19 protein-coding genes and 19 tRNA genes are annotated in these 23,856 nt (G+C 44.4%); 2 read left to right on the forward strand and 36 right to left on the reverse strand.

From position 1 onward, the window contains the following. The 11 genes from lipB to leuS form a co-directional block, all read right to left on the reverse strand. A complete protein-coding gene (gene lipB, locus AC3CKG_RS03370) occupies positions 1-660 on the reverse strand; it encodes a lipoyl(octanoyl) transferase LipB (protein ID WP_076668146.1) in 660 nt (219 codons plus the stop codon). A 195-nt stretch (positions 661-855) separates the two neighbouring features. Next, entirely contained in the window at positions 856-1,134 is a 279-nt protein-coding gene (gene ybeD / locus AC3CKG_RS03375) for a DUF493 family protein YbeD (protein ID WP_029223455.1), read from the reverse strand. Between the two features lie 231 nt (positions 1,135-1,365). Further along, positions 1,366-2,547 carry a serine hydrolase gene (locus AC3CKG_RS03380; RefSeq protein ID WP_017062336.1) on the reverse strand — a complete coding sequence of 394 codons (1,182 nt, stop codon included), beginning with the start codon at positions 2,545-2,547 and terminating at the stop codon, positions 1,366-1,368. Between the two features lie 93 nt (positions 2,548-2,640). After that, positions 2,641-3,480 carry a septal ring lytic transglycosylase RlpA family protein gene (locus tag AC3CKG_RS03385; RefSeq protein WP_029223454.1) on the reverse strand — a complete coding sequence of 280 codons (840 nt, stop codon included), beginning with the start codon at positions 3,478-3,480 and terminating at the stop codon, positions 2,641-2,643. A gap of 3 nt (positions 3,481-3,483) precedes the next feature. Continuing rightward, positions 3,484-4,605 (reverse strand): rod shape-determining protein RodA, encoded by a 1,122-nt coding sequence (rodA, locus tag AC3CKG_RS03390; RefSeq protein WP_065104958.1) that lies wholly within the window; start codon positions 4,603-4,605, stop codon positions 3,484-3,486. After that, positions 4,605-6,497 carry a penicillin-binding protein 2 gene (gene mrdA / locus AC3CKG_RS03395; RefSeq protein WP_076668149.1) on the reverse strand — a complete coding sequence of 631 codons (1,893 nt, stop codon included), beginning with the start codon at positions 6,495-6,497 and terminating at the stop codon, positions 4,605-4,607. Before mrdA ends, rodA begins: the two co-directional genes overlap by 1 nt. A gap of 6 nt (positions 6,498-6,503) precedes the next feature. Further along, a complete protein-coding gene (gene rlmH / locus AC3CKG_RS03400) occupies positions 6,504-6,974 on the reverse strand; it encodes a 23S rRNA (pseudouridine(1915)-N(3))-methyltransferase RlmH (protein ID WP_065104956.1) in 471 nt (156 codons plus the stop codon). 3 nt (positions 6,975-6,977) lie between these two features. Beyond that, positions 6,978-7,295, reverse strand: a complete 318-nt coding sequence (gene rsfS / locus AC3CKG_RS03405; protein ID WP_017104431.1) for a ribosome silencing factor — start codon at positions 7,293-7,295, stop codon at positions 6,978-6,980. Positions 7,296-7,361: 66 nt separating this feature from the next. Then, positions 7,362-8,387 carry a DNA polymerase III subunit delta gene (gene holA / locus AC3CKG_RS03410; RefSeq protein WP_017110191.1) on the reverse strand — a complete coding sequence of 342 codons (1,026 nt, stop codon included), beginning with the start codon at positions 8,385-8,387 and terminating at the stop codon, positions 7,362-7,364. A 9-nt stretch (positions 8,388-8,396) separates the two neighbouring features. Continuing rightward, positions 8,397-9,053 (reverse strand): LPS-assembly lipoprotein LptE, encoded by a 657-nt coding sequence (locus AC3CKG_RS03415; RefSeq protein WP_076668150.1) that lies wholly within the window; start codon positions 9,051-9,053, stop codon positions 8,397-8,399. A 227-nt stretch (positions 9,054-9,280) separates the two neighbouring features. Beyond that, the gene (leuS, locus tag AC3CKG_RS03420) at positions 9,281-11,857 is read right to left on the reverse strand and encodes a leucine--tRNA ligase (protein WP_102361788.1); all 2,577 of its coding nucleotides are present in this window, start codon (positions 11,855-11,857) and stop codon (positions 9,281-9,283) included. 265 nt (positions 11,858-12,122) lie between these two features. On the opposite strand from leuS, the gene AC3CKG_RS03425 reads away from it, so the two are divergent. Then, complete coding sequence (locus AC3CKG_RS03425; protein ID WP_017104427.1) at positions 12,123-12,593, forward strand: zinc ribbon-containing protein; 471 nt, start codon at positions 12,123-12,125, stop codon at positions 12,591-12,593. A gap of 99 nt (positions 12,594-12,692) precedes the next feature. Here the strand turns inward: AC3CKG_RS03425 and lnt are convergent, their stop codons facing one another. The 5 genes from lnt to miaB all read right to left on the reverse strand — a co-directional run bounded on the left by lnt (position 12,693) and on the right by miaB (position 18,419). Continuing rightward, the gene (gene lnt / locus AC3CKG_RS03430; RefSeq protein WP_065113502.1) at positions 12,693-14,207 is read right to left on the reverse strand and encodes an apolipoprotein N-acyltransferase; all 1,515 of its coding nucleotides are present in this window, start codon (positions 14,205-14,207) and stop codon (positions 12,693-12,695) included. 32 nt (positions 14,208-14,239) lie between these two features. Further along, entirely contained in the window at positions 14,240-15,130 is an 891-nt protein-coding gene (corC, locus tag AC3CKG_RS03435; RefSeq protein ID WP_017104425.1) for a CNNM family magnesium/cobalt transport protein CorC, read from the reverse strand. 120 nt (positions 15,131-15,250) lie between these two features. Further along, positions 15,251-15,712: an rRNA maturation RNase YbeY gene (ybeY, locus tag AC3CKG_RS03440; protein WP_065113503.1), complete on the reverse strand. Its 462-nt coding sequence runs from the start codon at positions 15,710-15,712 to the stop codon at positions 15,251-15,253. After that, a complete protein-coding gene (locus AC3CKG_RS03445) occupies positions 15,713-16,834 on the reverse strand; it encodes a PhoH family protein (RefSeq protein ID WP_488528816.1) in 1,122 nt (373 codons plus the stop codon). Between the two features lie 160 nt (positions 16,835-16,994). Beyond that, positions 16,995-18,419, reverse strand: a complete 1,425-nt coding sequence (gene miaB, locus AC3CKG_RS03450; protein WP_017104422.1) for a tRNA (N6-isopentenyl adenosine(37)-C2)-methylthiotransferase MiaB — start codon at positions 18,417-18,419, stop codon at positions 16,995-16,997. A 309-nt stretch (positions 18,420-18,728) separates the two neighbouring features. On the opposite strand from miaB, the gene AC3CKG_RS03455 reads away from it, so the two are divergent. Next, positions 18,729-19,904, forward strand: coding sequence for a 2-octaprenyl-3-methyl-6-methoxy-1,4-benzoquinol hydroxylase (locus AC3CKG_RS03455; RefSeq protein WP_488528817.1), 1,176 nt, complete (start codon positions 18,729-18,731; stop codon positions 19,902-19,904). 79 nt (positions 19,905-19,983) lie between these two features. Here the strand turns inward: AC3CKG_RS03455 and AC3CKG_RS03460 are convergent, their stop codons facing one another. The 20 genes from AC3CKG_RS03460 to AC3CKG_RS03555 form a co-directional block, all read right to left on the reverse strand. After that, positions 19,984-21,024, reverse strand: a complete 1,041-nt coding sequence (locus tag AC3CKG_RS03460; protein ID WP_488528818.1) for a lactonase family protein — start codon at positions 21,022-21,024, stop codon at positions 19,984-19,986. Positions 21,025-21,181: 157 nt separating this feature from the next. Further along, positions 21,182-21,266, reverse strand: a tRNA-Leu gene (locus tag AC3CKG_RS03465). Positions 21,267-21,343: 77 nt separating this feature from the next. Next, a tRNA-Met gene (locus AC3CKG_RS03470) sits at positions 21,344-21,420 on the reverse strand. Positions 21,421-21,471: 51 nt separating this feature from the next. Beyond that, a tRNA-Leu gene (locus AC3CKG_RS03475) sits at positions 21,472-21,556 on the reverse strand. A 108-nt stretch (positions 21,557-21,664) separates the two neighbouring features. Then, positions 21,665-21,739 (reverse strand) — tRNA-Gln (locus AC3CKG_RS03480). 30 nt (positions 21,740-21,769) lie between these two features. Beyond that, positions 21,770-21,854: transfer RNA gene (locus AC3CKG_RS03485), tRNA-Leu, on the reverse strand. Between the two features lie 77 nt (positions 21,855-21,931). Further along, positions 21,932-22,008, reverse strand: a tRNA-Met gene (locus AC3CKG_RS03490). 51 nt (positions 22,009-22,059) lie between these two features. Next, positions 22,060-22,144 (reverse strand) — tRNA-Leu (locus tag AC3CKG_RS03495). A gap of 68 nt (positions 22,145-22,212) precedes the next feature. After that, positions 22,213-22,287, reverse strand: a tRNA-Gln gene (locus tag AC3CKG_RS03500). 29 nt (positions 22,288-22,316) lie between these two features. Continuing rightward, a tRNA-Leu gene (locus AC3CKG_RS03505) sits at positions 22,317-22,401 on the reverse strand. A 108-nt stretch (positions 22,402-22,509) separates the two neighbouring features. Then, positions 22,510-22,584: transfer RNA gene (locus tag AC3CKG_RS03510), tRNA-Gln, on the reverse strand. Positions 22,585-22,614: 30 nt separating this feature from the next. Beyond that, positions 22,615-22,699 (reverse strand) — tRNA-Leu (locus tag AC3CKG_RS03515). A 68-nt stretch (positions 22,700-22,767) separates the two neighbouring features. Then, positions 22,768-22,842: transfer RNA gene (locus AC3CKG_RS03520), tRNA-Gln, on the reverse strand. Positions 22,843-22,871: 29 nt separating this feature from the next. After that, positions 22,872-22,956 (reverse strand) — tRNA-Leu (locus tag AC3CKG_RS03525). A gap of 68 nt (positions 22,957-23,024) precedes the next feature. Beyond that, a tRNA-Gln gene (locus tag AC3CKG_RS03530) sits at positions 23,025-23,099 on the reverse strand. A gap of 29 nt (positions 23,100-23,128) precedes the next feature. Continuing rightward, positions 23,129-23,213: transfer RNA gene (locus AC3CKG_RS03535), tRNA-Leu, on the reverse strand. Positions 23,214-23,289: 76 nt separating this feature from the next. Continuing rightward, positions 23,290-23,366 (reverse strand) — tRNA-Met (locus AC3CKG_RS03540). A 77-nt stretch (positions 23,367-23,443) separates the two neighbouring features. After that, positions 23,444-23,518, reverse strand: a tRNA-Gln gene (locus AC3CKG_RS03545). Between the two features lie 29 nt (positions 23,519-23,547). Beyond that, positions 23,548-23,632, reverse strand: a tRNA-Leu gene (locus AC3CKG_RS03550). 67 nt (positions 23,633-23,699) lie between these two features. After that, positions 23,700-23,776 (reverse strand) — tRNA-Met (locus tag AC3CKG_RS03555). Positions 23,777-23,856: the final 80 nt, after the last annotated feature.

Raw genomic sequence — 23,856 nt, forward strand, 5'->3', positions numbered from 1 at the left:
TTATGCTTCTGCTGTAATGTTACTGGTGGCTTGAATGTCTACTTGGTCATAGCCGAGTAGTTCTACTAGCTCTTGTATTAACTGTTGCTCAACGCTTTCTAATTCACTTGGTCCGCCTAACTGGCTTACCTGAGCCATTTCCATACCTTGGTAACCACATGGGTTAATGCGTAGGAATGGGGATAAGTCCATATCGACGTTGAGTGCGAGCCCATGAAATGAGCAACCGCGTCGAATACGTAATCCGAGTGAACAGATTTTCTTGCCATCGACATAGACACCTGGAGCATCAGGTCGGGCAGTTGAATTTATATTGTAAGCTTTCAGAGTGTTGATTACGAGGTTCTCAATATGAGTCACCAAATCACGTACACCGAATTTTTTGCGGCGGATGTTAATCAAAAAGTAAGCGACTAACTGACCTGGGCCGTGATAAGTCACTTGGCCACCGCGATCGCTTTGAATGACAGGGATGTCACCAGCATTTAATACATGCTCGGCTTTGCCTGCTTGTCCTTGAGTGAAGACAGGGTTGTGTTCAACCAACCAAACTTGGTCTACGTCTTCTTCTGTGCGTTCGTCTGTGAACTTATGCATGGCTTTCCACACAGGTTCGTAATCCTGACGGCCTAATTTTTTTACGATTAGCTTATTTTGCAAAGCTGCACTCCCTCAAGGATTAATAAAGTGAACGCATTATAAACGCGAAACATGATTCTAACTACAGACGGACTGCAAGGTTTTTCAACTTTCTTTGTATTTATTGAAAATTAAGTTGAATGATTTTGAGTCCAATAGTGTGCTTCAAACAAAAACAGCGGCAATAAGCCGCTGTTTTCCATGCGTAATCGTCGATTACAGAACCATACGAACGATTTCGATATCGCCCAGCTCTTTGTATAGCGTTTCTACTTGTTCAATAGAAGTCGCAGTAATATTGATTGAAACAGAGTGGTAGTTACCTTTCGCACTCGGTTTTAGTGTTGGGCTGTAGTCACCAGGAGCATGACGCTGGATCACTTCTAGCACTAGCTCTGTAAGCTCTGGCTTAGCGTAGCCCATTACTTTGTAAGTGAATGAACAAGGGAACTCTAAGAGGTCTTTTAGTTTTGCATCAGAATTGATGTTCATGATTAGCTCCAAAAGGCTAGACTCTCGCAAATTGGCGAAAGGTCGATAAAAAGCGTGTTCGGTCAACAGACACGAGTAATAAGGCGGAATACTACGTGTAAATATCACCGAACTCAAGATCAACAAAAGCCGCACATGGCGGCTTTTGGTTCGTTAATGCGTAAATAAGTAATTTACTCATTAGGTTAGCTATACAAGAACTTTATGTATTGCTAGAACAAACGTTTGACTCGTTTAGAATAAACCTTTGAATAGCAGTACTAGGTAGTCCCATAGACGGCTAAATAGGCTGCCTTGGTCTACATCTTCAAGTGCAAGTAGCGGGTATTCAGCAACGTCTTCACCATCAACTTGGTAGAATAGTTTACCTACAACATCGCCTTTGCTAATCGGTGCTTCCAGTTCTTTTTCAAGAACGAAGCTAGCTTTTAGGTTCTTAGCTTGACCACGAGGTAGCGTAACGAAAGTATCTTCGTCGACACCTAGTGCAACTGTGTCCTTGCTACCCATCCAGATTTTTTCTTCAACGAATGTTTCGCCAGCAGTATGTGGTGCCACTGTTTCGAAGAAACGGAAACCGTAGCTCAGTAGCTTTTTGCTTTCTGTTTTACGAGCGTTCGCATTCTTCGTGCCCATCACAACCGCAACAAGACGCATTTTGCCTTCTGTTGCTGAGCTTACTAGGCTGTAACCTGCGTTGCTCGTGTGGCCAGTTTTAATGCCATCAACGTTCATGCTCTTATCCCATAACAGACCGTTACGGTTGTACTGGGTGATGCCGTTGTAAGTAAATTTTTTCTGTGAGTAGATACGGTACTCATCAGGAACGTCACGAATCAGTGCCTGACCAAGTAAAGCCATATCATAAGGCGTTGAGTATAGATTTGGATTGTCTAGACCGTGCACGTTAGCGAAGTGCGTGTCTTTCATGCCAATAGAGCTTGCCCAAGCGTTCATTAGGTCAACGAATGCGTCTTCAGAGCCAGCAATATGCTCAGCCATTGCAACACAAGCATCGTTACCTGATTGAATGATGATGCCACGGTTCAGTTCTTCAACTTTAACCGTTGTACCCACTTCAACGAACATCTTAGATGAGTCTGGGAAGTTTTTAGCCCAAGCGTTTTCGCTAATGACAACGTCGTCGTTTAAGTTGATGTTACCACGGTCAAGCTCTTGGCCAATCACGTAGCTCGTCATCATCTTGGTTAAACTTGCTGGAGAAAGCTGAGTGTTCATTTCTTTCTCTGCTAGTACTTTGCCTGAATGGTAATCCATCAGAACAAAACCTTTAGCGGCGATTTGAGGTGCATCAGGTACAACAATAGGAGCGGCGAATGACGATGTAGCTATCGTTGCAGAAAGAGCAACAGAAGTAGCAAAAATCGATTTAACAAGTTTATTAGATTTAATCATTTTGAATGCAATTATTTGGTGAACTATTCATATATTAACAGAATCACTCTGTCACACCAGAGCGCTGATTACCAGAAGTAACTGTTAGATTAATTAGCGAGTTAGCGTGTGCTTTTTTATATAAGCTGACGGGTAACCCATAAGCTTAACTTGTTCTAATTTCTCTTGAGTCAGAGCATAGTCATGAAATGGGCCAAGCATCAGACGGTAGTTGTCGTCATTTGGCTGCAAGAACGTTGCTACAGCTAGCTTTTCGCCTAGATCTTTGGCTAACTTCTCGGTTCTATCTTCATGCGGAGATGTGGCAACCTGAATAATAAATTGCGGCAAAGCGGCCTTTTTATTTGCGTCAGTTGGCATAGCTACAGTAATGACTTCTATCTCAACATTTGCTGTGCCTGTTCTCAAGACATCGAGCTTGTAAGCTGCCGCATAACTAAGGTCAATGATTCGGCCTTCATGGAATGGGCCTCGGTCATTGATACGAACAATCGTCGTTTTGTTGTTATCGGTATTTGTCACTTTTACATAGCTTGGAATGGGCAATGTTTTGTGCGCTGCTGACATCGAATACATGTCGTAGATCTCGCCATTTGAGGTTAAATGGCCATGAAATTTCTTACCGTACCAAGAGGCTTTTCCTTTCTCGGTAAACCCTTCGGTCTTCTTTACGATTTTGTAGTCTTCACCACGCAGAGTGTAGTTAGTGTTACCACCTAAGCTGTAAGGTTCATATTGAGGGTGAGCGTCCTCTAGGTGCTCAACTGAGATTGGCACATCTGGCGCAATATCAGAATCAATGTCGTAACGGCCTTTTTGCTCTTGGGAAGAGCAACCATTAATCAAAACCGCCAAGCCGACGATAGACAGCATTTTTTTGATTGGCAGTTCATTGACCAAAGATGTTGTTAGGGGGAATGCTTTAATAGACATCAATTAGGTCGCCTTTGAGAATGCTTTTCTGTGTGTATGGATCGACATTAAAATACCAAATCCAGCCATGAGAGTAACCATTGAGGTGCCGCCGTAGCTGACTAGCGGAAGAGGGACCCCAACTACAGGTAGAATGCCACTTACCATGCCAATGTTTACAAAAATATAAACGAAGAAGCTCAGTACAATACTGCCAGCCATCATTCGGCCAAATGCCGTTTGCGCTTGGCTCGCCAGAAATAAACCACGTCCAATAATGAATAGGTAGATAGCGAGCAAAAACAAAATACCGATCATGCCCCATTCTTCGGCTATTACCGCAAAAATGAAGTCGGTGTGTCGCTCTGGAATAAACTCCAGTTGAGATTGCGTGCCTTGTAGCCAACCTTTTCCAGATACCCCACCAGAACCTATCGCAATTTTACTCTGAATGATGTGGTAGCCCGCACCTAATGGATCTGATTCAGGATCAAAAAGGGTTCTTACACGTACTTTCTGATATTCACGCATCAAGAAGAACCACAGGATCGGGATGAACCCACCCAGTGCAATCGCTGCACTCATAATTATTTTCCAGCTGATCCCAGCAAGGAAGATAACGAAGATACCAGAGGCAGCAATCAGGATTGACGTTCCTAGATCGGGCTGTTTAGCGATGAGAATCGTGGGTACAAACACCATCACCAACGAGATCGCAAGGGTTTGGAAAGTCGGTGGTAGTGAACGCTTACCAATAAACCTTGCCAACATTAAAGGAACCGCAAGCTTTAGTAGCTCTGAGGGTTGGAATCGAACAAATCCGAAGTTCAGCCAACGTTGTGCACCTTTAGAGGCTTCACCAAAGAACAGTACTCCAAGTAGCAAAATAACACCGCCTGCAAATAGCAAGGGAGCTAAGCTCTCATAAGTGCGTGGTGAGAGTTGAGCCAAGAAGATCATCACACCCAAAGACAGAGCCATACGCATCGCTTGGCGATCCATCATCGCAAGGCTTTGGCCGCTTGCGCTGTACATGATCAATAAGGCAAAGCCCATTAAAACCAGAATGCCGAGCAATAGCGGCAGGTCGATATGTAGCCGTTCGAATAAGGCTCTATTTCGTCCAGTTGAAGGATCAAGTTTCATTATTTTATTGCCTTACTTTCATAATCTTCTGCAAGGATAATATGGTCTAAAATCCTTCTTACTACTGGGCCACCATTGGATGAACCACCACCTGCATTTTCTAAAACAATGGTGACCACTGCTTCAGGGTTTTCAAAAGGAGCGTAACCAGTAAAGAGGGCGTGATCGCGTAAATGCTCGGCAATCTCGTCCGCGTTGTACTCTTCATCTTCCTTCAGGCCGAATACCTGTGCGGTACCGGATTTACCGGCAGAGACGTAAGACATCTTCTGGAATGAGCGTCTTGCCGTGCCTTTTTTGCCGTGGTTTACCAGTTTCATGCCTTCTTGGGCAATATCCCAATACTTCTGTTTTACCCCCGTTACTGGTGGATAGGTCTCGATTTCCGAAAGAACTTGTTCATCGAATGGGCGACCGTTTTCTATGGTTGAGCGCAATAGATGAGGTGCAGTTACTTCACCCTCATTAACCAATACCGAGGTCGCTTTCGCTATCTGCATGGGTGTCGCTGTCCAGTAACCTTGTCCAATACCAACGGGGATGGTGTCACCCTGATACCAAGGCACACGATGTCGCGCCATTTTCCATTCACGGGTTGGCATGTTGGCTTTACTTTCTTCGTAGATATCAATACCGGTGTAATCACCGAAACCGAACATCATCATCCATTTAGATAAGCGGTCGATGCCTAGATCGAAGGATATTTGATAGAAGAAGGTATCAACAGACTCTTCAATTGCTTTGACGATATCAACTTTACCGTGTCCCCAGCGAAGCCAGTCACGAAACGGTTTGGTTTTTGAATTAGGTATCTTCCAATAACCTGGGTCATTTCGTGTCGTGTTCGGTGTAATGACACCTTCTTGCAATGCTGCAACAGCAATGAAAGGTTTGATGGTCGAAGCGGGTGGGTATATACCTAAAGTCGCTCGGTTAACCAAAGGTCGGTTTTTATCCTGCAATAGAGCATTGTAACCCTTAGATGAAATACCGTGAACGAAGGCGTTCGGGTCATAGCTTGGGCTTGATACCATCGCTAATACACCATTGTCTTTTGGATCGAGAACGACAGCTGAGCCTCTGCGCCCATCGAGCAATTTGTGCACGTACGTCTGCAGTTTGATATCGAGATTGAGCACGATATCTTTACCCGGTACTGAAGGGACAAATTTGAGTGTGCGAATTACGCGTCCGCGGCTGTTGACTTCAACTTCTTGATAGCCAGCAGTTCCGTGCAACATGTCTTCGTAATAGCGCTCAATACCGAGTTTTCCAATATCACGAGTTGCTTGATAATTGGCGTCTTTTTCTTCTCGAACTAGACGTTGCATGTCGCGATCGTTGATTCGCGAGACATAGCCAATTACATGGGTGAGAACATCACCATAAGGATAGAAACGTTTTAAAGTTCCGGTGACTTCAACGCCTGGAAATTTATGCTGGTTGACTGAAAAAACGGCCACTTGCTCTTCAGTGAGCTGATTAAGAATCGGTACCGACTTAAAGCGTCGTGAATTACGACGATCACGATTAAAACGCTCGATACGTTCAGGAGGAATCTCAATTAAGGTTTGTAAACGGATGAGCGTGTCATCCATATCTTTAATTTTTTCTGGGATGATCTCTAGGTTGAAAACCGGGCGGTTTTCCGCAAGGAGTACTCCGTTTCGATCGTAAATCAGACCGCGATTGGGCGCGATAGGCACAACCTTTATTCGGTTGTCATTCGATCGAGTTTTATAGTCCTGATATTGGTTGACCTGAATGTTATACAGGTTAACAACCAACATAGTCATCATGACTATGATCCCTATAAACGCAACAAAAGCACGGCTAGTGAATAGTCGTGCTTCTGCTTTGTAGTCACGGATTTGGCTACGTTTACGTAACATTAACGCTTATTCTCGGTGGTACGGGTGGTTAGCAGTGATGCTCCAAGCTCGATACAAGCTTTCAGCCATGATAACGCGTACTAATGGGTGAGGTAAGGTCAGTGCTGATAAAGACCAGCTTTGATCCGCTGCTGCTTTGCATGCAGGGGCTAATCCTTCAGGCCCTCCAATCAGGATGGACACATCGCGTCCATCCAATTTCCAACTTTCTAATTGCTCAGCAAGCTGTGGCGTATCCCATTTTTTACCTGGGATATCGAGTGTGACAATGCGGTTGCCTTTTGGAACCGCGGCCAACATCGCTTCACCTTCTTTTTGAAGGATACGTGCAATATCGGCATTTTTGCCACGTTTACCAGCAGTGATCTCAATGAGCTCTAATGGCATGTCGTGAGGGAAGCGACGGCGATACTCTTGAAAGCCTTCTTCTACCCACTTCGGCATTTTAGTGCCAACAGCAATCAGTTGGATTTTCAACGCTTAGCTCCAAAGTTTTTCTAGTTGGTACAGCTCACGATGCTCTTCTTGCATAACGTGAAGCATGCTAGTACCCATATCTAGGACAACCCATTCACCTTCTTTCTGACCGTCCATACCGAGCGGTTGTAGACCTACCTTTCTTACTTCATCTGCGACATGTTGTGCAATAGAGGCAACGTGGCGCTTAGAAGTGCCAGTACAAACAATCATGAAATCAGTCACACTTGATTTGCCTTCTACATCGATAGTTACAATCGATTCTGCTTTCATGTCGTCGGCTTTGTCTGCAAGAAAGTCTTTTAGTTCTTCACGTAACACTGGGTGTTCCTTTAATCTGAATTTAGCTTTGTTTAGGGTATTTTGACCCTAGAATATAACACGCTTTTATGCGTGAAACGGTATAGAAGCGGAAGGGATACAAAACTCTACGCTTAACTGATGAATTAGTGGCCAAGGCGACTGCTCATATTGGGTTTTTGTCATCAATTCAGCTTGAGTGAGCAACGCAAACAGGGAGTGTAATCGAGAAATCGAAACTCTTGTTAGCGCTGCGTTATAAAGAGGTTTCTTAGATTGCCATATACGGTGCTTGTCAAAAACCTGCCCGATTGGCATCTGTTTCATTTGTTGCTGCATTTGTAATAGCAGAGCAAGCTCACGTTGTATGCTACGCAGTAAGATGACTGGTTCGACACCTTCGGCTTCTAACTGACGCAGAATTCTTTGCGCACGGTTACCTTTGCCTGCCAATAACGCATCACTCCAATGGAATGGTGTAAAGTGGTTATGTCGGCTGAGAGACTCTTCTAGTCGGACTAACGTGAGTTTTCCATCAGGATACTGAAGAGCGAGCTTTTCAAGGCTTTGAGTTAGGGCGAAGAGGTTGCCTTCGTGCCATTGAGCCAGCATTTGAATCGCTTCTGGATCAGGTAATAGGCCAACCTGACGACAACGCGCTTGGACAAACTGAGGCAAGCGGCTGACATCAGGAGTTAAACAGCTTACCCAATGCCCTTGATTCGAGAGTGCTTTGAACCATTTTGCATTCTCTTGGGCTTTGGTCAGCTTAGTTCCAACTAATATCAATAAGATGTCGTTGTGAATATGCTCAGAAATTGCGAGTAACTCTTTCGCAATCGCAGCGTTAACCCCAGACTCAGGCAGCTCAAGTTCGATGATCTGGCGACTTGAAAATAGGCTTAATGCTTGAGTGCAGTCATAGACTTGATTCCAGTCGAGGCTATTATCAATCGCAAAACGGTGACGCTCTTCGAAGCCTTGCTCTTTGGCTGTCTTTTGAATCGCTTCTCGGCTTTCTTGCAGCAGCAAAGGCTCATTACCAAAAATTAGGTAAACGTTGCTTAATTGCTTAGTAAGTTGCTCAGATAAACGATCGGCAAAAATACGCATCGAATAAACCTATTGCTCAACCGTTACGCTAGGCTCAGCATCAGGTACTGCACTGGCGTCGACCTCAACATCGTCAATTTCGATGTTCTTAATGTTGTACTGTTTTTCTAGCTCTTTTACTTGAACGTTCTCTAGATCTTGTAGATCCATGCTACCGGCTGCAATGTTTGCTTTCAATCGAGCCATCTGACGAAGGATTTGGCTTGTCGCAAGCTTACGCATTTCATCTTCAATCATGTCTCGCTCAACCGATTTTGCGAGTGCCGTTAGCGGGTTATCTAGGTAGCTGCGAGTTACGCTGGTTGAGAATGTTTTTGAGCCTAGTTCGGGGATAGTAACTCTATATCTTGCTCTGAACGTCAGCTCTTTTTCTGCGGCTCGAGTGTTTTGGTAAAGAGATAGAGTACGTTCGCCAACACTCTCACTAATAATGTGCAAGTTAGGTGTATTTTCTGCCGGTGGCACAATTTCTACATCATTCATACGCAGCTGGCCTTTCATCATACGCGTGAACGTACTGTATTGGTCGTAACTGGTTACCGAGATCTTGTTGAGTTCTTCTGGTACGGAGTAATCACCACGTAGGTGGAAACCACAGGCACTTAGCAGGCTAACGGTTAAAACAACAATAGTAACTTTCAATGAAGATAGTGAAATCAGGCGCATTATTTGATGGCTCTCATGAAGGTAGAATACTTATTTAAAGGCTTTAGAGCTTTCGAATCGTAGGGCTCTGGATCTAAAGCACTTAAATAAGTAGACAGGGCAATATTGCACCCTGTCTAAAGACTGCTGAAAACAAAATAAGTTCGCTTCAGCAGTTGTATGTGCAGACAAAAGATAGTTCGCTTTAATCTGCAACTAGTTAGTTAGCCAATGTTAGTTAACTAATATTAGTTAGCTACGATGTTCAGAAGCTTGCCAGGTACGAAGATAACTTTACGGATCGTTAAGCCATCTAGGAATTTTTTAGCGTTCTCATCGTTTAGACCAAGCTCACGAACTTGCTCTTCTGTTGCGTCAGCTGCAACCGTTAGCTTCGCACGTAGCTTACCGTTGATCATTACAACGATAGTCTTCTCGTCTTCAACAAGTGCTTTCTCATCGAAAGTTGGCCATGTTGCTGAGTCTACATTTGATTCACCAAGAGCAATCCACATTTCGTAAGAGATGTGTGGAGTCATTGGGTAAAGCATGCGAACCACTGCTTTTAGCGCTTCATCAAGGATTGCACGATCTTGTACAGATTCTTGAGGTGCTTTCGCTAGCTTGTTCATCAGTTCCATGATGGCTGCGATGGCTGTGTTGAACGTTTGGCGACGGCCGATATCGTCCGTTACTTTCGCGATAGTCTTGTGGATATCACGGCGAAGTGCTTTCTGGTCACCAGATAGCGCAGAAGCGTCAACAGCTTCAGCTGCACCCTTAGCAGAGTGAGCGTGAACCAGTTTCCAAACACGCTTAAGGAAGCGGTTTGCGCCTTCAACGCCAGATTCTTGCCACTCAAGCGTCATATCTGCAGGCGATGCAAACATCATGAATAGACGTACTGTATCAGCGCCGTACTTGTCTACCATCTCTTGTGGGTCGATACCGTTGTTCTTAGACTTAGACATTTTGATCATGCCTGAGTGTTCAACGTCGCGGCCTTGGTTGTCGATTGCTTTTTCAATGCGACCTTTCGCGTCACGGTCGATAGTCACGTCAGTTGGAGCAATCCATTCCTTCGTGCCTTTCTCGTTCGTGTGGTAGAACGCGTCAGCGAGAACCATGCCTTGACATAGAAGCTGTTTGAACGGTTCATCAGATGTCACGTAACCCGCATCACGAAGAAGCTTGTGGAAGAAACGAGAGTAAAGCAGGTGCATACATGCGTGCTCAATACCACCAACGTATTGGTCAACTGGCAACCAGTAGTTTGCTTTCTCTGGATCTAGAATATCGTCAGCTTGTGGTGAGCAGTAACGTGCGTAGTACCATGAAGATTCCATGAACGTATCGAACGTATCAGTTTCACGTAGCGCAGGCTCGCCATTGAATGTCGTTTCAGCCCAAGATTTGTCAGCTTTGATTGGGCTAGTAACGCCATCCATTACCACGTCTTCTGGAAGAATAACGGGCAGTTGGTCTGCTGGTACTGGGTGAACTTCACCATCTTCAGTGGTTACCATTGGGATTGGAGCACCCCAGTAACGCTGACGAGAAACGCCCCAGTCACGCAGACGGAAGTTTACTGTTTTCTTACCTTTGCCTTCAGCTTCAAGCTTCGCAGCAATTGCATCGAATGCCTCTTGGAATGCAAGACCATCGAATTCACCAGAATCGAACAGTACACCTTTCTCAGTGTAAGCCGCTTCAGACACATCTAGCTCAGAACCATCTTCTGGCTTGATTACTGGGATGATATCGATGCCGTACTTAGTAGCGAATTCGTAGTCACGTTGATCGTGAGCAGGAACCGCCATTACAGCACCTGTACCGTAATCCATAAGAACGAAGTTAGCTACGTAAACAGGAACAACACGACCATTAAGAGGGTGGATAGCCGTTAGGCCAGTATCCATACCTTTCTTTTCCATCGTTGCTAGTTCAGCTTCAGCCACTTTGGTGTTACGACATTCTTCAACGAATGCTGCAAGTTCTGGGTTGTTCTTTGATGCTTTCTCTGCAAGTGGGTGACCTGCAGCGATACCAACATAAGAAACACCCATTAGTGTGTCTGGACGTGTTGTGTATACTTCTAGTGGCGCTTCTTCACCGTTAACAGCGAAAGATAGCTCAACACCTTCAGAGCGACCGATCCAGTTGCGCTGCATGGTCTTAACCATTTCAGGCCAACCTTCAAGGTTGTCTAGATCGTCTAGTAGCTCTTGAGCGTACTCAGTGATCTTAATGAACCACTGTGGGATTTTCTTTTGTTCTACCGGAGTATCACAACGCCAGCAGCAACCGTCTTCTACTTGCTCGTTCGCTAGTACAGTTTGGTCGTTTGGACACCAGTTAACAGAAGAAGTCTTCTTGTAAACTAGGCCTTGTTCGTAAAGTTTAGTGAAGAACTCTTGTTCCCAACGGTAGTACTCAGGTGTACACGTTGCGAATTCACGTTTCCAGTCGTAACCAAAGCCTAAAAGTTTAAGCTGGTTTTTCATGTATTCGATGTTTTCGTAAGTCCACGGAGCAGGCGCTGTGTTGTTTTTTACAGCTGCGTTTTCTGCAGGTAGGCCGAATGCATCCCAACCGATTGGCTGCATTACGTTTTTGCCTTGTAGACGTTGGAAACGAGATACCACATCACCGATGGTGTAGTTACGCACGTGACCCATATGCAGTCGGCCACTTGGGTACGGGAACATAGAAAGACAGTAGAATTTTTCTTTATTTGGGTCTTCACTTACAACGAAAGTCTCGCTGTCATCCCAGTGTTGTTGAACCTTTTGTTCAATCTCTTGCGGGTTATATTGTTCTTGCATCGATGGTATCCGGTTATCTTGGAATTTGTGAGTTCGGTTAGAACAGAATCTTACAGATCGTCATAGAATACCTAAAGGAGCTTAGTACAACAATAGTTATACCCTTCATACTTGCAGTTGCAGCATGGTTGATTGCGTAAATTCAACCGAATTACTTAGGACAGCTATACTTAAGGGTATGAATTGCATTTGTTTGTTAGGAACTGGTCGCTTAACGGCAGACCCGTTCACTAAGATAAAGCTTGGTCATCTTAAGGAGGTCGTTATGCCGAAGAAAAAAGCACTCTATGAAGAAGTCGTCGAAGAGGTGATAGAAACACTGAAGCATAGTCCTGAAGAGCTTAACAACAAAATAGAAACGTCAGGTAAGTATGCGAAAGCAGCCAATGACATGACCAAAGACGAGCTGTCGTTGATTTCCGCTTACGTGAAATCGGATTTAAAAGAATTTTCCGAAAGCTATGAAGAGAGTAAAGGTGGTCCATTTTATTTGATGATCACAGATTCTATCTGGCAAGGGCTGTTGGATATCACTGATCGCACTAAGGTGGAATGGGTTGAACTGTTTCAAGACTTAGAACATCAAGGCTTGTATCAAGCGGATGAGGTTATCGGACTCGGGACACTCGTTTGTGATGAGTGTGGGCATCAAACCGAATATAACCACCCAACGACGATTATTCCGTGTATTAAATGTGGCTCGACAGGGTTTAGCCGTAAAGCGCTTAAGCCATAAACTCCTGAACCATATTAAACCGCAGCAATAAAAAAGGGTTGACTGAATTAGCCAACCCTCAACAACTTTCCGTCGAATCTCGAATCTCGAATCTCGAATCTAGTCTTTTCTTCTCATAAACCAGCCCGCCACCAAACTCAGCAATGCCCAGATATACAGCGGCCAAGTACCGACCACGTGATAAGGGGTTTGACCATCCGTTGAAATGAGTTCAGCTTTCAACACTGCCGTTTCAAACTGCGGTATTTGTTTGATGATCTTGCCTTTGTGATCCGTTACTGCCGTTACACCATTGTTGGTAGAGCGAATTAGCGGCTTCCCAAGCTCCAGAGCACGCATCTGTGCGATTTCCATATGTTGCAATGGTCCAATCGAACGGCCGAACCACGCATCGTTAGAGAGCGTTAGAATAAAGTCAGTTTCATCTGTTACGTTTTGTCTAACTTGATCATTAAATATGATCTCATAACACAATGCAGGCGCTAGATGACGACCATTTGCCACGATGTTTGGTTGAACAAAGTCGCCACGGCTGAATGATGACATTGGCAAGTTAAAGAAAGGTGCTAATGGGCGCAAGATATCTTCAAACGGAACAAACTCACCAAACGGTAACAGGTGATGCTTATGGTAGCGTTCGTCTGGATCGTAGCTGTACTCACCATATGGATTCACACCAAGTGAAAGAACACTGTTGTAGTACTTCTTATCTTCAGATTGATTCAGCACGCCAGTAATGATTGAGCTGTTGTTCATCTTCGCTGCGCTATCTAAGTTGCGTAGGAAAGATGGAATCTCAACTTCGAATGCTGGAATAGCCGCTTCAGGCCAGATGATGATATCGGCGTCCCAGTTTTCTCGGCTTAGGTCTGTGTACTTCATCATGGTTGGCCAGCGATGGCTAGGTAGCCATTTGCTGTCTTGATCGACGTTGCCTTGAATCAATACCACTGACGTTGTTTTCTCAGGGTTCGGTGTTACCCAGTCGATGTTTCGAATACCGAAACCAGCACTGAAGACAATCGCAGGAATAATGCCGACACTCCACGCCTTATTTATGACCGTATAAGCGAGTGCAGAGGCTGACACAATAATCGCTAGCGTAACAAGCTCGACACCACCAATCGGTGCGAATGAACCTAGTGGCGAGTCGATTTGGCTGTAACCTAGCCATAACCACGGGAAGCCAGTCATTACCCAACCGCGTAGCCAATCACAGATTAACCATAGTGCAGGTGCAGCAAGAAAAAATCGGCTTAGGTTATTGCTTGGAAAGAATTTGTTTAAACTCCAAGTAAACAGACCGGAGTAGACCGCAAGGTAACCAACAAGCAATGCCATTAAGAATAAGTTGGCAGCCAGAGGCATTCCGCCAAAGCCATCAATACTGACGTATACCCAACTAATACCAGTTGTGAATTGGCCTAAGCCCCATGCGTAACCAATCCAAAGCGCACTTTTTGGAGAGCGATTGTTGATCAGTAGCAACAATAAAGCTGGGCTGAGAATAGCAAGAGGCCATATTGAATATGGAGCGAATGAAAGGGTAGTTATAGCGCCAACAAAAACGGCCGCAAGCGGCCGTAATAGGCGATGATTAAATAGTTTAGTCATCTAATTTCTGTCATCTCTTTAGAGAGAAGTTGTTATTCTTCGATAGTTGGAAGAGGTTGTTCGTCAGGTATCGTTACCTGCAACTGAATCACACGACGGTTATCAGCTGATGTCACTTTGAAATGGTAGTTTTCGATTTCTACAATTTCGCCACGAACCGGTAAGTGACCTAATGCTGTCATTACCATGCCGCCGACTGTATCCACTTCGTCATCACTGAAAGAGGTTTCAAACGTATCGTTGAAATCTTCAATAGTGGTTAAAGCTTTAACAGCGAAGGTATGCTTACTCAGCTTACGAATATCTACTTCTTCTTCATCGTCGAATTCGTCTTCAATTTCACCAACGATTTCTTCGAGGATATCTTCAATGGTTACCAGGCCAGAAACACCGCCAAACTCATCAACAACGATAGACATGTGGTAACGCTCTTCTTGGAACTCTTTGAGCAGGCGATCAACTCGCTTACTTTCTGGAACAACCACGACAGGGCGAATCACTTGTTCGATATCAAATGGGGCACTTTCTGAACCCAAATACTTAAGTAGGTCCTTCGCTAATAGAATGCCTTCAACATGGTCTTTATCTTCACTGATCACTGGGTAGCGAGAGTGTTGAGCATCAGTAATAAGCGCAATCAACGTATCTAAATCGTCGGTGCGTTCAACTGTAACCATTTGAGAGCGAGGCAGCATGATATCGCGTACTCGCATCTCTGAAATTTCCATAACACCTTCGAGCATGTCGCGAGTGTCGTGGTCAATTAGGTCATTGATTTCAGAACCGCGGATAACATCCACAAGCTCTTGGCGATCTTTAACTTCGCCTTGAAATATTTGGCCTAGACGTTCAAAGAAGGACTTTCTACTCGGACCTTCAGATTTTTTACTTCCCTCAGAAGTGGGGGGGTTACCTTCGTTCATGATTTCTCAAAAAATAACGCTATCAGAAGTGTGATAGCACACATTAAAACTCAGATTCCTGTGAAAATAACAGGTTCGATGAGTTCTTGTTTCTCTGCAACCTACGTTACTAGAATCAATTTACTTTTCTAGAATGTAAGGGTCTTCAAAGCCCATAGTTTGCATGATTTCTGTCTCAAGTGACTCCATCTCTTCAGCTTCATCATCTTCGATATGATCATAACCTAGCAGATGCAGACTGCCATGTACAACCATATGAGCCCAGTGTGCTAGCAGAGGCTTATTTTGCTCTTCTGCTTCTTTTTCGACAACTTGGCGGCAGATAATAAGGTCACCCAGTAGATCTAATTCCATTCCTGGTGGTGCTTCAAATGGGAAAGACAGCACGTTAGTTGGCTTATCTTTTCCACGATAGTCATGGTTGAGCTGGTGGCTCTCTTCTGTATCAACAATACGAACGGTGAGCTCTGCATTCTCTTGAAACTGAGGAATTGTCTTATCCAACCAAAGCTGAATATCTTGTTCGGTTGGAAGACCTTGCTCATTTTCGACCGCTATTTGCAGGTCTAGTTCAATAGACATCTATTTATCACCTTGTTCTGTAATTACAGAGCTATTTTGTGTTGCTAATTGTGTCGTAACGGCTTGTTGAGCCTCAAGAAGCTTCGCTTCGCGTTCTTCACGCTTGCGTTGTTCAAACTCTTTGCGCTCTTTCTGGTCTTTTGCTTCCCATTTCTCGTACGCATTGACGATACGAGCAACCACAGGGTGACGAACGACGTCTTCAGACATGAAGAAGTTAAAGCTAATGTCATCAACGTCACTGAGCACTTCAGTCGCGTGGCGTAGGCCTGATTTCGCACCACGAGGTAAATCGATTTGAGTGATATCACCTGTGATAACAGCGCGAGAGTTAAAACCGATACGGGTTAAGAACATTTTCATCTGCTCTACCGTGGTGTTTTGGCTCTCATCTAGAATGATAAATGCGTCATTCAGTGTACGACCACGCATGTAAGCCAGTGGTGCAACTTCAATCACGTTACGCTCAATCAGCTTCTCAACACGCTCAAAGCCAAGCATCTCAAAGAGTGCATCGTAAAGTGGACGCAAATATGGATCGACTTTCTGGCTTAAATCGCCAGGAAGGAAACCAAGCTTCTCACCCGCTTCAACGGCAGGGCGAGTCAGTAGGATTCGGCGAACCTCTTGGCGTTCGAGAGCATCTACCGCTGCTGCGACTGCCAAGTATGTTTTACCTGTACCAGCAGGACCAATACCAAAGGTGATGTCATGAGTGACCATGTTCATCAAGTATTGAGCTTGGTTGGGTGTGCGTGGCTTGATGACGCCTTTTTTAGTCTTAATGGTCACTTCTTTGCCGTAGTCGATCTCAGACTCGACATGCTGCTCCAAAATACCTGACTCGGTGACTGCGAGGTGAACCTGTTCAGGTTCAATATCGGACACGTTGCCTTTGACAGGAGCCGTTTCTACATAGAGGTGCTTGATGATATCTAGAGCGGCCGCTGTGGTGTGAGGCTTGCCTACTATGGTGAAGAAGTTACTACGGTAATTAATTTCAACGCCAAGACGGCGTTCAAGGTGTTTGATATTGTCGTCGAATGGACCACATAAGCTTGCCAAACGTAGGTTGTCGGCAGGTTCTAGGTTGATCTCTAAAGTAACGATTTTATTGCTCAAATTAGCCTCTCATTTTGTGCCACTCACTCTTAAATAAAAAAAAGAGCAAGAAGCCCGATTTAGACCGGGCTTCTGATGGTGATTCCCTATTTCTAAGATGGTCACTTAGTTAGGTAATTTCAAGCTTTTCGTTTGAGCTTTGTTCTCAAACGTTATCTGACTAAGGCGTAAATGTCGCTACACCTAGCTCATCTTCGCGTTTTGTTTTTTCCATCATTTCAGCTGGAGTCATTGCCACGCGTAGACCCATGTCTTTTTCTGTACGAACCAGTTCACCACGTAGTGAGTTGGTGTAAACCTCAGTGATCTTCACATCTACGAACTGGCCGATTAGGTCAGCAGAACCTTCGAAGTTCACAACACGGCTGTTTTCAGTGCGGCCACGAAGCTCCATTAAGTTCTTTCTTGAAGGACCTTCTACAAGAATACGCTGCTCTGTACCTAACATTAGGCGAGAGAATCGCATAGCTTGAGTGTTCACCGTTTGTTGCAGCTCGTATAGACGATCTTTCTTCTCTTGTGCTGGCACATCACATGGGTAATCTGCAGCCGGTGTACCTGGACGAGGAGAGAAAACAAAGCTGAAGCTCATATCGAAATCAACTTCTTTGATCAGTTTCATCGTATCCTGGAAGTCTTGCTTAGACTCACCTGGGAAACCAACGATAAAGTCAGAACTGATTTGAATATCAGGGCGAGCTTTACGCAGTTTACGGATGATAGATTTGTATTCGATTGCCGTATGTGGACGCTTCATCATTGTTAGAATGCGGTCACTACCACTTTGTACTGGTAAGTGAAGGAAGCTCACTAGTTCCGGTGTGTCTTTGTAAACTTCAATGATGTCGTCGCCGAACTCAAGCGGGTGGCTTGTTGTGAAACGAATACGGTCGATACCATCAATAGACGCAACTAGGCGAAGTAGTTCTGCAAATGTGCAGATGTCACCTTCGTGAGTTGGACCACGGAATGCGTTTACGTTTTGGCCAAGTAGGTTTACTTCACGTACACCTTGTTCTGCAAGTTGTGCAACTTCGTAAAGTACATCATCCATTGGACGGCTAACTTCTTCGCCACGAGTATATGGCACAACACAGTAAGTGCAGTACTTAGAACAACCTTCCATGATAGAAACGTACGCCGTTGCGCCGTCTGCTTTTGGTTCTGGAAGGTTATCGAATTTTTCGATCTCAGGGAATGAGATGTCCATTACAGGTTTCTCGTTAGACAGAGATGACTTAATCATTTCTGGCAGGCGGTGTAATGTTTGAGGGCCAAAGATAACGTCAACATAAGGTGCGCGTTGACGGATATGATCGCCTTCTTGAGTTGCTACACAGCCACCCACACCGATCACCACACCTTCTTTTTTATCTTTGAGCGTTTTCCAACGACCAAGCTGGTGGAATACCTTTTCTTGCGCTTTTTCACGAATAGAACAAGTATTCAGGAGTAGTACATCTGCTTCCTCAGGTACTTCAGTTAGCTCATAGCCATTTGCAGCGTTAAGCAGGTCAGCCATTTTTGATGAATCGTATTCATTCATCTGACAGCCCCAAGTTTTAATTAGCAGTTTCTTACTCATTTTTTGTTCGCTCGATCGTTAGTTTAATTTAAGGGAGCAAATCGCCCAGTATTCATCTGCAAGTGCCGTTTGTCATATTAACTCATTCAGCTTTTACGACTGGCTCTGGCAGCAAGCCGCGTATTGTACTGGTTTCAAAACCGACTGACTAGTAGTCTGATAAAATCTCTTCGGTAGTGGTTTTTATTATCGTTAACGCTAGGTACAGCAAGGGGTAACCATTTTTTCGAATAAGGTTTTTGGTTACAAGTTAGTTGTGAAAACGTACAATTGAAAACAGTCAAAGAATCAAAATGATAAGTACAAAATATGAACAGTTACGACATTGTAGTAGTGGGTGGTGGCATGGTTGGTGCTGCGACTGCAATCGGCTTTGCTAAACAAGGACTGAATGTTGCTGTGATCGAAGGCTTTGCTCCAAAAGCTTATGATGACTCACAACCAATGGATATCCGTGTATCAGCAATTTCTCAGGCTTCAGTTGATTTGCTTGAAGAGCTGGGTGCATGGCAAAGCATCGCTGCAATGCGTGTCTGTTCTTACAAACGTTTGGAAACTTGGGAGCACCCAGAGTGTCGTACACGTTTTGATGCCACATCTCTTGATTTACCTCGTTTAGGTTACATCGTTGAGAATCGATTAATCCAATTGGGTTTATGGGCTCAGTTTGAAGCATACGATAATTTAGCGATCTTATGCCCAGAGAAATTGGACACTATAGAATTTGGTGAAACCAATATCGTGAAACTTCAGTCGGGTACTCAGTTATCAGCGAAGTGGGTGATTGGCGCTGATGGCGCAAATTCAGTCGTTCGTCAGCAAGCTGGGATCGGTATTACGGCTTGGGATTACCGACAGCACTGCATGCTTATCAATGTAGAAACAGAACTTCCTCAGCAAGATATTACTTGGCAACAGTTTTTACCGAGTGGGCCTCGTTCATTCCTTCCATTGTGCTCGCTAATGTCTGAAGGCAAAGAGGTGGGGCAGGGTTCTTTAGTATGGTATGACTCGCCATCTCGTATTAAGCAACTTTCTGCGATGAGCCCAGAAAAATTACGTAATGAAGTTATCTCTAACTTCCCTGCAGAATTGGGTGATGTGAAAGTGTTGAACTCGGGATCATTCCCTCTGACTCGACGTCATGCTCAATCATACTCGAAGAATAATTGTATTCTTGTTGGAGACTCTGCACATACGATTAACCCTCTAGCAGGGCAGGGTGTTAACTTGGGCTTTAAAGATGTGGCAGCACTATTGGATATCACCAAAGAGAAAGGTGAATTGAATCAATCTGTGGCGAGACGCTATGAAGTGATCAGAAGGGGTGACAATCTAATGATGCAAAGTGGCATGGACTTTTTCTACAAAACGTTCAGTAATGATATTGGCCCGCTCAAGTTTGTGCGTAATGCTGCACTAAAGCTAGCAGAAAACTCAGGGCCGATTAAATCACAGGTACTTAAATACGCTTTAGGGTTGTGATTGGTTAGTCCAAATTATCTAGTTATAAAAAAAGGAGAGCTGAGACTCTCCTTTTTTGATCTCGTGAAAGTGCTTAGTGCTATTGCGTCAAACAAACAGGCGCATCAATGGCTAAAGAGCATCCAGTATAGATGAGGGAGCCATCCTCAAGATTTCGTTTGAATGACGTGAGGTTGTTGGAGTGCTGGTTTGCGACGATGAGCCATTGTCCGTCATTAGTGATATGAAAGTCGCGAGGGAACTTACCTTCAACATTGTAACTATCGATAAAAATGAGCTTTTGAGTGGCTGAGTCTATTCTAAAACAACTGATTCTGGATTGGTGTCGGCAAGACACATAAAGGAATTGCTCATCTGGCGATAGCTTAATTGCAGCCGCTGCTTCTCCTTTTTCCATATTAGGAAGTACATCAACTTCTTCCACAATATTCCACACCCCTAAAGACTTTTCCAAAATCAATATCGTTTCAGATAGCTCACACACCACATAGGCTCTATCTTCTGCTTGGTTAATTATTAGGTGACGAGGCCCATTCCCTGCACGCACTTTGATAGATTGCATTGGCTCATCAAGGAACTCTTCTTGCTCTTCGTCAAAGCAATAGAAGTTGATTCGATCGGCTCCGAGATCGACGGTGACAAACTGCGGAGAGTTCTTTAGGAAAAGGCTTTGATGAGCATGTGGGCCAGTTTGTCTTTCTGCATTAGGTCCAGAACCAACCATTTTGAGTGTTTTGAGCCGTTTATCGATATTGCCATTGATACTTAAACTAAAGATATCGAATGTCCCTGATGAATATTGCGACGTAATAGCAAACTTATTGTGGGGATCTATCGTGATATGACAGGGGTGATCTCCAGAAATTGGCCCAGTATTTGACGCTATTGTTGAATCAGCATTCGGTATATGAATCAGCTGTGGTTGTATCTTTTGGTCAACTTCAGAAGCAGTGTAGATCCCTAGCTTTGTCGTGGTGACAAACGAGGGGTTAGTGCAGGCCGCTATAAGCTCTAAAGGCAACAGCGTTCCCGTTTCTAGATCTAACTGAGTTTGATACACACCTTGGCTATTACTTGGAGAATCTGTGTAGCAACCGATCGTTAAAGGGAGGGTTTTCATAGGCAGTCATACTCAGTTAGGAAATGGAGCAGACATTGTCTAATAAAATCGCAGTAAAAGTGAGGTTATAGAAGAGAATACTTGGTGACTTGGCTTGCAGATTTACATATTCTAGATAAAACAAAACCCAGCTAAAAAGCTGGGTTCTATTCAATGATGGTGCGGTCGGAGAGACTTGAACTCTCACACCTCTCGGCGCCAGAACCTAAATCTGGTGCGTCTACCAATTCCGCCACGACCGCAGCAAATCTTTATAGTTATATCGACATTGGTGATTCAATATAACGTTGTTTGTACTTGTTCTTTCGTAGAGAAAGAATGGTGGCTACTGCGGGATTCGAACCTGCGACCCCATCATTATGAGTGATGTGCTCTAACCAACTGAGCTAAGTAGCCAATAATGAATTTTATGTATTCACTATTTTATCTCTAATTAAAGAGAAATAATGGTGCGGTCGGAGAGACTTGAACTCTCACACCTCTCGGCGCCAGAACCTAAATCTGGTGCGTCTACCAATTCCGCCACGACCGCAGCAAAGCTTTATAGTTACATCGACATTGGTGGTTCAATATAACGTTGTGCTCTTGGTTTACTATTTAGCTTAAAAACAAGCTAAGTAAAAACAAAGAGTTTTAATAGTGGCTGGGCTACCTGGATTCGAACCAGGGAATGCTGGCATCAAAAGCCAGTGCCTTACCGCTTGGCGATAGCCCAACAATGATATCATTTAAGATATCTAAATAATGGTGCGGTCGGAGAGACTTGAACTCTCACACCTCTCGGCGCCAGAACCTAAATCTGGTGCGTCTACCAATTCCGCCACGACCGCAGCAAATCTTTATAGTTATATCGACATTGGTGATTCAATATAACGTTGTTTGTACTTGTTCTTTCGTAGAGAAAGAATGGTGGCTACTGCGGGATTCGAACCTGCGACCCCATCATTATGAGTGATGTGCTCTAACCAACTGAGCTAAGTAGCCAATAATGAATTTTATGTATTCACTATTTTATCTCTAATTAAAGAGAAATAATGGTGCGGTCGGAGAGACTTGAACTCTCACACCTCTCGGCGCCAGAACCTAAATCTGGTGCGTCTACCAATTCCGCCACGACCGCAGCAAAGCTTTTACTCTAGCGAAGAGTATAGTTAAGAAGACTTATGGTTTGTCTAAGTAACGTTGTAATGGCTGGGCTACCTGGATTCGAACCAGGGAATGCTGGCATCAAAAGCCAGTGCCTTACCGCTTGGCGATAGCCCAACAGGATATCAATTAAGATATCTAAATAATGGTGCGGTCGGAGAGACTTGAACTCTCACACCTCTCGGCGCCAGAACCTAAATCTGGTGCGTCTACCAATTCCGCCACGACCGCAGCAAATCTTTATAGTTATATCGACATTGGTGGTTCAATATAACGTTGTGCTCTTGGTTTACTATTTAGCTTAAAAACAAGCTAAGTAAGAACAAAGAGTTTTAATAGTGGCTGGGCTACCTGGATTCGAACCAGGGAATGCTGGCATCAAAAGCCAGTGCCTTACCGCTTGGCGATAGCCCAACAATGATATCATTTAAGATATCTAAATAATGGTGCGGTCGGAGAGACTTGAACTCTCACACCTCTCGGCGCCAGAACCTAAATCTGGTGCGTCTACCAATTCCGCCACGACCGCAGCAAAGCTTTTACTCTAGCGAAGAGTATAGTTAAGAAGACTTATGGTTTGTCTAAGTAACGTTGTAATGGCTGGGCTACCTGGATTCGAACCAGGGAATGCTGGCATCAAAAGCCAGTGCCTTACCGCTTGGCGATAGCCCAACAGGATATCAATTAAGATATCTAAATAATGGTGCGGTCGGAGAGACTTGAACTCTCACACCTCTCGGCGCCAGAACCTAAATCTGGTGCGTCTACCAATTCCGCCACGACCGCAGCAAAGCTTTTACTCTAGCGAAGAGTATAGTTAAGAAGACTTATGGTTTGTCTAAGTAACGTTGTAGTGGCTGGGCTACCTGGATTCGAACCAGGGAATGCTGGCATCAAAAGCCAGTGCCTTACCGCTTGGCGATAGCCCAACAGGATATCAATTAAGATATCTAAATAATGGTGCGGTCGGAGAGACTTGAACTCTCACACCTCTCGGCGCCAGAACCTAAATCTGGTGCGTCTACCAATTCCGCCACGACCGCAGCAAATCTTTATAGTTATATCGACATTGGTGATTCAATATAACGTTGTTTGTTCTTTTTCTTTCATAAGAAAGAATGGTGGCTACTGCGGGATTCGAACCTGCGACCCCATCATTATGAGTGATGTGCTCTAACCAACTGAGCTAAGTAGCCATCTGAGAGCGAAGTAATATAATATAATCTCGCTTCCAATGCCATTATCTTTTTAAAGATAATTACACTTTAAATTGTGGCTGGGCTACCTGGATTCGAACCAGGGAATGCTGGCATCAAAAGCCAGTGCCTTACCGCTTGGCGATAGCCCAACAATGATGTCAATTAAGACATCTCAATATGGTGCGGTCGGAGAGACTTGAACTCTCACACCTCTCGGCGCCAGAACCTAAATCTGGTGCGTCTACCAATTCCGCCACGACCGCTTTATTTCCTAAAAACTCTTTGTTGTCAAAAGACATACGTTTAATAACAAACAGAGTGCTTAGGAAATGGTGGCTACTGCGGGATTCGAACCTGCGACCCCATCATTATGAGTGATGTGCTCTAACCAACTGAGCTAAGTAGCCATTTCCAAATTGTTGCTCATTTCGAGACGTTGCCGCTTCGTTGTGAACGGGGCGCATTATGCGGAGTTGAGTGAAACCCG

Source organism: Vibrio sp. QJM3NY_15 (genome assembly GCF_057785995.1).

Excerpts from the sequence above, each read along its gene's own strand:
- mrdA (WP_076668149.1), bottom strand. The coding sequence starts at position 6,497 with ATGTTACGTAAACGTAGCCAAATCCGTGACTACAAAGCAGAAGCACGA.
- AC3CKG_RS03380 (WP_017062336.1), bottom strand. The coding sequence starts at position 2,547 with ATGATTAAATCTAATAAACTTGTTAAATCGATTTTTGCTACTTCTGTT.
- ybeY (WP_065113503.1), bottom strand. The coding sequence starts at position 15,712 with ATGTCTATTGAACTAGACCTGCAAATAGCGGTCGAAAATGAGCAAGGT.
- AC3CKG_RS03460 (WP_488528818.1), bottom strand. The coding sequence starts at position 21,024 with ATGAAAACCCTCCCTTTAACGATCGGTTGCTACACAGATTCTCCAAGT.
- lnt (WP_065113502.1), bottom strand. The coding sequence starts at position 14,207 with ATGACTAAACTATTTAATCATCGCCTATTACGGCCGCTTGCGGCCGTT.
- holA (WP_017110191.1), bottom strand. The coding sequence starts at position 8,387 with ATGCGTATTTTTGCCGATCGTTTATCTGAGCAACTTACTAAGCAATTA.
- leuS (WP_102361788.1), bottom strand. The coding sequence starts at position 11,857 with ATGCAAGAACAATATAACCCGCAAGAGATTGAACAAAAGGTTCAACAA.
- AC3CKG_RS03385 (WP_029223454.1), bottom strand. The coding sequence starts at position 3,480 with ATGTCTATTAAAGCATTCCCCCTAACAACATCTTTGGTCAATGAACTG.
- rodA (WP_065104958.1), bottom strand. The coding sequence starts at position 4,605 with ATGAAACTTGATCCTTCAACTGGACGAAATAGAGCCTTATTCGAACGG.
- AC3CKG_RS03455 (WP_488528817.1), top strand. The coding sequence starts at position 18,729 with ATGAACAGTTACGACATTGTAGTAGTGGGTGGTGGCATGGTTGGTGCT.
- AC3CKG_RS03425 (WP_017104427.1), top strand. The coding sequence starts at position 12,123 with ATGCCGAAGAAAAAAGCACTCTATGAAGAAGTCGTCGAAGAGGTGATA.
- AC3CKG_RS03415 (WP_076668150.1), bottom strand. The coding sequence starts at position 9,053 with ATGCGCCTGATTTCACTATCTTCATTGAAAGTTACTATTGTTGTTTTA.
- corC (WP_017104425.1), bottom strand. The coding sequence starts at position 15,130 with ATGAACGAAGGTAACCCCCCCACTTCTGAGGGAAGTAAAAAATCTGAA.
- miaB (WP_017104422.1), bottom strand. The coding sequence starts at position 18,419 with ATGAGTAAGAAACTGCTAATTAAAACTTGGGGCTGTCAGATGAATGAA.